The sequence below is a fragment of the Pseudomonas mandelii genome (assembly GCF_006438925.1).
Taxonomy (GTDB): Bacteria; Pseudomonadota; Gammaproteobacteria; order Pseudomonadales; family Pseudomonadaceae; genus Aquipseudomonas; species Aquipseudomonas mandelii_C.
In genome coordinates, this window is the sequence record NZ_RCZA01000028.1 from 20,571 (window position 1) to 28,921 (window position 8,351).

General features: G+C 60.9%; 5 protein-coding genes. 2 read left to right on the plus strand and 3 right to left on the minus strand.

Annotation, left to right across the window (positions count from 1 at the left end):
• The first annotated feature begins 3 nt into the window (after positions 1 to 3).
• The gene (locus tag EAH74_RS32365) at positions 4 to 600 is read left to right on the plus strand and encodes a tRNA-uridine aminocarboxypropyltransferase (RefSeq protein ID WP_140684412.1); all 597 of its coding nucleotides are present in this window, start codon (positions 4 to 6) and stop codon (positions 598 to 600) included.
• A gap of 132 nt (positions 601 to 732) precedes the next feature.
• On the opposite strand, the gene EAH74_RS32370 is transcribed toward EAH74_RS32365, so the two are convergent.
• The 3 genes from EAH74_RS32370 to EAH74_RS32380 form a co-directional block, all read right to left on the minus strand.
• Positions 733 to 2,109 (minus strand): HlyD family type I secretion periplasmic adaptor subunit, encoded by a 1,377-nt coding sequence (locus EAH74_RS32370; protein WP_140684414.1) that lies wholly within the window; start codon positions 2,107 to 2,109, stop codon positions 733 to 735.
• Between the two features lie 9 nt (positions 2,110 to 2,118).
• Entirely contained in the window at positions 2,119 to 4,278 is a 2,160-nt protein-coding gene (locus EAH74_RS32375; RefSeq protein ID WP_140684416.1) for a type I secretion system permease/ATPase, read from the minus strand.
• 157 nt (positions 4,279 to 4,435) lie between these two features.
• Complete coding sequence (locus tag EAH74_RS32380) at positions 4,436 to 5,794, minus strand: TolC family outer membrane protein (protein WP_140684418.1); 1,359 nt, start codon at positions 5,792 to 5,794, stop codon at positions 4,436 to 4,438.
• A 592-nt stretch (positions 5,795 to 6,386) separates the two neighbouring features.
• On the opposite strand from EAH74_RS32380, the gene EAH74_RS32385 reads away from it, so the two are divergent.
• A partial coding sequence (locus EAH74_RS32385) for a retention module-containing protein (RefSeq protein ID WP_140684420.1) occupies positions 6,387 to 8,351 on the plus strand: 1,965 nt, incomplete at its 3' end.

Sequence of the window (8,351 nt, forward strand, 5' to 3'; positions counted from 1 at the left end):
ACTATGTCCAGAATCCAATGTCCGCGCTGCCTGCGCCCGCAAACCCATTGCCTGTGCCCGCTGATTCCGAGCCTCGACAGCCGCACCCGAGTGCTGTTGTTGCAGCATCCCAGCGAAGTGAACCATGCGCTGAACACCGCGCGGTTGGCGGCGTTGGGGTTGAAGAACGCCGCGCTGATGGTTGGCGAGGTGTTCGAGGATTTGCCAGCGCTGTTGAATCCGCCGGGGTATCAGGCGCGGTTGTTGTTTCCGGCTGATGATGCGCAGCCGTTGCAGGCGTACACCGCGAATGACGAGCCGCTGTTGCTGGTCGTCCCGGACGGCACCTGGCGCAAGGCGCGCAAGATGCTGCACCTCAATCCGTTGCTGGCGGCGTTGCCACGAGTGACGTTGGCGGACGGCGGGGTGTCTCGATATCGACTGCGCAAAGCCCCCGGGCCGGGGGCGTTGTCGACGGTGGAAGCGATTGTGCAGGCGTTGCAGACACTGGAAGCGCCGAGCTCTTTTGAACCCTTGTTGAAACCGTTCGACGCGTTGATCGAGGGGCAGATTGCGGCGATGGGGGAGGAGACCTACCAGCGTAACCATGGGCCGAAATAACTGGCGGCTGTAAGGGCCTCTTCGCGAGCAGGCTCGCTCCCACAGTTGATTTGTGGACGACGCAAAACCACTGTGGGAGCGAGCCTGCTCGCGAAGACGATAGAACAATCACCACCCATTCCGGCAAGAAAACTACCGCTCGCGCATCGCCTCGGTCCGGGCTTTGAGTACCGGTTTGAGCAAGTAATCCAGCACACTTTTCTCCCCGGTAATGATATCCACCGTCGCCACCATCCCCGGAATGATCAGCAATGGTTTGATGTCGCCACCCAAATGGTTTTTATCCGTGCGTACCTGAATCAGGTAGAAGCTGTTGCCCTTGTCATCCGTAATCGTGTCCGCCCCAATCAACTCCAGCTTCGCACTCAACCCACCATAAATCGTGTAGTCGTAAGCACTGAACTTGACCATGGCTTTCTGCCCCGGGTGCAGAAATGCGACGTCCTGCGGCCGGACTTTGGCTTCGATCAGCAAGTTGTCTTCAATGGGCACGATTTCCACCATGTCGCTGCCCGGCTGGACCACGCCGCCGATGGTGTTGACCTTCAGCACTTTGATAATCCCGTGAACCGGCGACACCACCGTGGTGCGGGTTACGCGGTCATCGATAGCAATGCTCGATGCCGTGATTTTCGACAGGTCGGTGCGTTTTTCATTCAGCTCTTTCGCCGCGTCGGAGCGGAAGGATTGTTCGGACTCATCAATCTTGCTTTTGATCTCATTGATCGCCGATTCCGCACGGGGAATCGCCAGGGTCGTAGCGTTCAATGAGCCGCGAATCTCCACCGCACTGCGTTTGAGTCGCAAAATTTCCACCGGCGAAACCGCCCCGGTGCCCACCAGCGGCGCGGACATGTTCATCTCTTGTTGCAGCAATGCCAGGCTTGAACTGAATTGGCCCTGCTTCGAGCGGAACTCCGCCAGTTCCTGGGATTTCTGCCGAAGTTGCTCACTCAGGGTGCGCTGTTCGCTGGCCAGTCGCCGTTGCCGTTGTTCGTACAGCGAGCGCTCGTCTTCGGCCACTTGCGGCGCCTTGGCGATCACTTCCGGGGACAGCTTGAATGGCCGGCCTTCCGCTTCGGCCGACAGCCGTTCGACCTGCGCGGTCAGCGCATAACGATCCGCCTCGCTTTCGCCCTTGTTCGACAGGAATCGAGTGTCATCGAGGCGCAGCAAGGTGTCGCCCTTGTTCACCATTTGGCCTTCGCGAACGAAGATCTCAGTGACGATGCCGCCCTCCAGGTTCTGGATCACTTGAACCTTGCTCGACGGAATCGCCTTGCCTTCGCCCATGGTCACTTCCTGCAGCACCGCGAACTTGGCCCAGACCACCGCCGTGATAATCAGCGCAGCCGCCAGCCATACGGTGATCCGCGACCAGCGTGGTGAGTCCTGCAACGAGGCGCCGGCAGTTTCCGGCATGAATTCGCTTTCGGCGCTTTTGCTGAAACTGCCGAAGTAGCCGCGCGGCTTCGAATTAGACGAGGTGTCGGATGATGAACGGGCCATGGCTAGCTCCTAGACAGCCGCAGAGCCGACACGGCCCTTGCGCAGTGCATCGATGACCACTTCTTTCGGACCGTCGGCGACGATCCGCCCGTTGTCCAGCACCACCAGCCGATCCACCAGGCTGAGCATCGAGGTACGGTGGGTCACCAGCAGCAGGGTTTTGCCCTGGACCCAGCGGTGGAGTTTTTGCCGCAGAACGTCTTCGCTGCTGTTGTCCATGGCGCTGGTGGGTTCGTCGAGCAACATGATCGGCGGATCCAGCAACAAGGCGCGGGCCAGCAACACCGCCTGACGTTGACCGCCGGACAGCAGTTGTCCGCGTTCACCCACCGGCCGGTCGAAGCCTTGCGGATGCTGACGGGCCAGCTCGGTGACGCCGGTCAGTTCGGCGACTTCGAGCATCCGTGAATCGCTGATGTAGCGTGCGCCGAGCGTCAGGTTGTCGCGCAGGCTGCCGGCCAACAGTGGCAGGTCATGGGCGACGTAACCGATTTGCTGACGCAGGTCGGCGACGTCCAGTTGCCGCATGTCCAGGCCATCGAGCAGCAACTGGCCTTCTTCCGGTGCGTAGAAACCCATTACCAGCCGCGCCAGCGTACTTTTGCCTGAGCCGCTGCGACCGATGATGCCGATCCGCTCGCCGGGTTTCACGCTGAAGCTGATGTTGGCCAAGGCCGGAGCGTTCTGGCCGTTGTAGTGGAAGGTCACACTGCTGACGTCTATCGCGCCTTGCAGTTGCGTGCGTTCCAGCGGCCGTTGTTTGGCGTCGCGTTCCTGCGGCAAGGACATCAGCGCATCGGTGCTTTTCATGGTCAGTTGCGCTTGTTGGTAGCGGGTGATCAAACCGGCAATTTGCCCCAGTGGCGCGAGCACCCGGCTGCCGAGCATGTAGGTCGCCACCAGCGCGCCGACGCTGAGGTTGCCGGCGATGATGCTGTAGACCCCGGCGACGATGGTCGCCATGCCGCAAAATTGCTGGATGAACAGCGTGCCGTTGGTGGCCAGTGCCGAGAGATTGCGCGCATGGCTGTCGAGACGGGTGAGGGCGCCGTGGGTGCTTTCCCATTTGTGCTGGCGTTCGCTTTCGGCGCTGCAGGCCTTGAGGGTTTCCAGACCACCGAGGGTTTCGATCAGCAGCGCCTGGCGTTCGGCGCCCAGGCTCAGGCTTTTCTGTACGGTGTCGCGCAGGCGCACCTGGATCACCATCGCGAAGATGATCGTGATCGGAAACGCCAACAACGGAATCACCACCAGCCAGCCGCCGAGCAGGCCGATCACCACCAGCATCAGCACAGCAAAGGGCAGGTCGATCAGGCTGGTGAGGGTCACGGCGGTGAGGAATTCCCGCAGGCCCTGGAAGTCGTGAATGCTTTGGGCAAAGCCACCGATGGTCGCCGGCCGCGCTTTCATCGCCATGCCGGTGATGCGTTCGAACAACGTGGCCGAAAGGATCACGTCGGTTTTCTTCCCGGCGGTGTCCAGCAGGTGCGCGCGGACCACCCGCAACACCAGTTCGAAACCGGTGCCGATCAGCAAGCCGATCGACAATACCCACAAGGTCGACGTCGCCTGGTTCGGCACCACCCGATCGTAGGTCTGCATCACGAACAACGGCACCATCAACCCCAGCAGGTTGATCAGAAAGCTCGCCAGAATCGCATCGCTGTACAACCACTTCGACAACTTCAACGTGTCGCGAAACCACGCCTCAACCCGTGGCACCAGCGGTGAGCGCAAGTCTTCGAGTTCATGCCGTGGCCGCGCGAACAAGGCCTGGCCGCTGTAATTCTCGGCCAGTTCGTCCGTGCTGACCCATTGTTCACCGCCGTCGGCTTCGCTCGGCAAAATCAGCAACTGCCCGTCATCGCCGAAGCGTCGTAGAACGGCAGTACGGCCGTTGTTGAGGATCAGCATTACAGGCAGGTTGAGGGCGGAAATGTCCGCCAGTTCACGGCGCAGCAATCGCGCCTGCAAACTGGCCCGGGCCGCTGCGCGAGGCAGCAGGTCCAGGCTCAAGCGTTGTTTGTTCAGGGGCAGCCCCGCACTCAGGCTGGCGCGACTGACCGTCGCGCCGTGGAGTTTGCAGAGGATCAACAGACCGTCCAGAAGCGGGTCATCGAAGCTCAGGCGCGGATCGACACCGATATTGCCGGATTCCATGCTGGTCACATTGATCTCTCCCGTTGGCATAGGTATCTACACATCTCTCTGTAGGAGCTGCCGCAGGTTCGGGCCGCGTTCGGACGATCTTTTGATCTGGATCCTGAAAAACAAGATCAAAAGATCGTCCGAACGCGGCCCGAACCTGCGGCAGCTCCTACAGGGGTTATTTCAGTTCAGGCAAACGGGCTTCGTTTTTTACTTCCGTGGAGGCGATCGCATCGGCGGGCAACACCACCCTTTGTTTGCTCAGCAACTGCCCCATGTTCGCCAGCACGCGGTACATCGAGAACTCCTCGGTGTAGCGCACTTCGGTGTAGCGGCGGTTGGCGTTGTAGAGCTCGTTTTCACTGTCCAGCAGGTCGAGCAGGGTGCGTTGGCCGAGGCCGAACTGGTCCTGATACGCCACGCGTACGCGTCGGCTGGTATCCGCGTATTCGCGGGCGGTCGGGGTTTGTTTCTTGGCATTGACCATGGCGTTCCAGGCCAGGTGAATGTTCTCGTTGAGTTGGCGCAGGGCATTGTTGCGGACGTCCATCGCCTGGTTGATCAGGTGCGCATCGGAGGCCAGGCGAGCCTTGTCGCTGCCACCGCGGAACAGGTTGTAGTTCATCACCACGCCGACGCGCCATTCGTTGTCGTGGCCTTCATCGCCCTGCACGTTGTTGTTCGCACCCACGGCGGCTTCGGCGTCGAAGCGAGGGTAGAACGGCGACTTGGCAACTTCGTACTGGCTCTCGGCCGATTGCACATCGGCCTGGGCGGATTTCAGGTACGGGTTGTTTTCCACCATGCTTTGCTGGGCTTCCTGCAGGGTGGCGGGCAGTTCGCCGCGGGTCGAGGGCGGCGCTTCGAGTTCATCGGGCAGGCGCCCCACGACGGCGTAGAAGTTCGACTCGGCATCCGCCAGATCGACTTCAGCGGTATCGAGGTTGTTTTGCGCCAGTGCGCGGCGAGCGACGGACTGGTCGGAGTCGGCGTTGCTGCCGATACCGCGCTGGGTGCGCAGACCAATCTGATCGTTGACCCGCATGTGAGCTTGCAGGTTGTTCGTGGCCAGGGTCACCAGTTCGCGGCGCTTGAGCACTTCGAGGTAGACCTCGATGGTGCGCAGGGCCAGATCCTGAGCGGTGCCCTGAGCGTAATAGGCCCGGGAATTGACCACGCCTTTGGTTCGCTGGACTTCGTTGGATGTGTTGAAACCATCGAAGAGCATTTGCCGCAGACGCAATTCCGATTGGGTGTAGGTCAGGATTTCGGTGTGGTGATTGCCGAGTGCCCGAGTGTTGGTGTTATCGCTGTACCCGCGCCCGTAAGCGGCATTCAGATCAACCGATGGATAAAAGCCCCCTTTGGCAACTTTCACTTGTTCATCGGCCGAGAGGCGGCTGTCCACCCGCGACGCCAGCTCCGGGTGGGTCGCGATGGTGCTCTGGATTGCGTCCGTCAATGACATGGCCTGAGCCTGTGAAGTGCAGGCCATAGCCAGCAGAATTGCGCTGCATAGGGGGGTTAATACGCGCATGGATGCCTCTCCCTGATTCCTAATGGTGCTTATTAGTCGCCAAATATTTGACGGAATTTATAGTGAAAACCGTTTCATGCTTGTAACAACAGAGCTAAGAACATTCTAGAGAAAACCATAGAAGAATTTTTCATAAGGTATATGCCAAAAAAAACTTATGCGCTCCGTAAAATCCAGCACATTGTTCACTGCGAAAGCCCTTGATTTATGAGCGTTAGGGCGCTCTGCGGGGCTTGAGGAAAGTTCCAGACCACATATCGACATAGGGCGGGGAAGTGCTGGAGGGGAGGGAAGCGGACGGTTTTGAGGTGACGGTTTTTTGTCGCCTTGGTGGATCAAAACCGTTACGCATCGCTCAAAGGGCGAATTGTTGCGCAAGTGGATCCCGATGCCATTGATTGCAGAGGGTTTTTATCCCGCAGCAGACACGTCGCCCGCGAGCGGCACGCTTGGCGAGAACGGCGCCAGGGCAGCGGCTTACTTCAGGTAACCACTGCCAGCAGGCGATTCCGCCAGGCAACCCATTGGAGCCAGGAGCACGTTCTTCGCAAAAACAGGATGCCGACAGCGGTTGGCAGCGGAGGAAGTGCACATGGCTACGCTCATCGGTATTGTCAGTAAGGTCATTGGTCAGGTGTTCGCGGTTGCGAGCGATGGCACCCGACGCGGGCTGGTCGAGGGGGACCGGTTATTCGCCGGCGATCAACTGGTCACCGGGGCCGAAGGCGCGGTGGCGGTTCATCTGCAGAGTGGCCAGGAACTGACACTTGGGCGTGGCAGCAGTATGGAGATGACGCCTCAGTTACTCGCGCATCAGGCACCCCATGTAGATACCGCTGAAGCGGTGACACCGACTCAAGCGCAACTGACCGATGTCGAACAACTGCAAAAAGCGATCGCTGCCGGCGACGACCCGACCCAGACTGCTGAAGCTACGGCGGCCGGACCGGGTTCGACCGGCGCACCTGGTGCATTGGGCGGTGGCCACTCGTTTGTCATGCTTGAAGAGGTGGGCGGGCGGGTCGATCCGACGATTGGTTTTCCTACCGCAGGCTTCAACGGCATTCCCGAATTTCCCCTGGGGCGGCTGGCCGGAAACCCGGACAACGGCGACAACGGTGCAGGCGGTGAAGGTGGTTCAGGCGGTTCGGGTGGTTCAGGAGGGTCAGGAGGGGCAGGCGTTGTTCCTGTAACACCGGATGTTCCTGTTGTTGCTGTAACACCGGTTGTTCCTGATGTGCCGAACAATCCGGTCACCCTCACCGGCCTGACGGTGGCAGGGGGCGAACTGACCCTCAATGAGGCCAACCTGGCCGACGGTTCGGCCCCCAACCCTGGGGCGCTGACGAAGACCGGCACGTTCAGCGTGTCTGCTCCTGACGGGCTGACCAGCCTTAGCATCGGTGGGATCAACGTGATCAGCGGTGGCGTTGCCGCAGGCTTCCCGCAATCGATCACCACCCCGTTGGGCAACACCCTGACCGTCACCGGCTACAACCCGGCCACGGGGGTTGTGAGTTACAGCTACACCCTCATCGACAATGAAACCCATCCGGCCGGTGACGGCGCCAACAGCATCACCGAGAATTTCGACGTCGTCGCCACCGATACGGACGGCAGTTCGGCGACCGGGCAAATCAACGTCAACATCGTCGATGACCTGCCGACCGCCAACCCCGACTCGACCGCGGTTGCGGAGGGCGGCATCGTCAGCGGCAACGTGCTGTGGAACGACGTCGGCGGCGCCGATGGCCCCGCCGCAGGGGGCGCGGTGCTCGGCGTGCGTGCCGGTTCAGACACCTCGACCTCAGCCGTTGGCGGCCTCAACAACCAGATCAATGGCACCTACGGTTACCTGACGCTGGACGCCAACGGCAACGCTGAATACCACAGCAACCCGAACGCCGTGAGCGGCCCCGGGGCGACTGACGTGTTCACCTACACCGTGCGCGATGCCGACGGTGACGAAAGCACCACCACCATCACTATCGACGTGCACAACAGCTGCATCAGCGCGGTCAGCGACAGCGACGTGACCGTGTATGAAAAAGCCCTCGACCTGAACAAGGATGGCCAGGATCTGGCGCCCGGCACCGTTACCGGGAGCCTGCCGGGTAACACGGGCGAAACCGCCAGTGGCACCCTGGTCGGTTCGGTCAGCGGCGCGGTCGGCGCAATCACCTACACCCTGGTCGGCAGCGCCACCGGTACGTACGGGCAAATCCTGCTCAATCCTGATGGCTCCTACACCTACACGCTGACGTCGGCGCCCAGCACCACGCCGCATGCGAACGACGGCGCCAACACTCTGAGCGAAAGTTTCACTTACCAAGCCACCGACGCCCTGGGCAACAGCACCACCAGCACCATCGTGATCAACGTCGTCGATGACGTGCCGACTGCTCATGCCGACGAGACTTCGGTCGCGGAGGGCGGGACCGTCAACGGCAACGTGTTGTGGAATGACGTCGGCGGCGCCGATGGCCTCGCCGCAGGGGCGGTGCTCGGCGTACGTGCCGGTTCAGACACCTCGACCTCGGCCGTTGGCGGCCTCAAC

Bases quoted from the DNA above. Each gene is read 5' to 3' on its own strand.
- EAH74_RS32370 (WP_140684414.1), bottom strand. From the start codon at position 2,109: ATGGCCCGTTCATCATCCGACACCTCGTCTAATTCGAAGCCGCGCGGC.
- EAH74_RS32365 (WP_140684412.1), top strand. From the start codon at position 4: ATGTCCAGAATCCAATGTCCGCGCTGCCTGCGCCCGCAAACCCATTGC.
- EAH74_RS32380 (WP_140684418.1), bottom strand. From the start codon at position 5,794: ATGCGCGTATTAACCCCCCTATGCAGCGCAATTCTGCTGGCTATGGCC.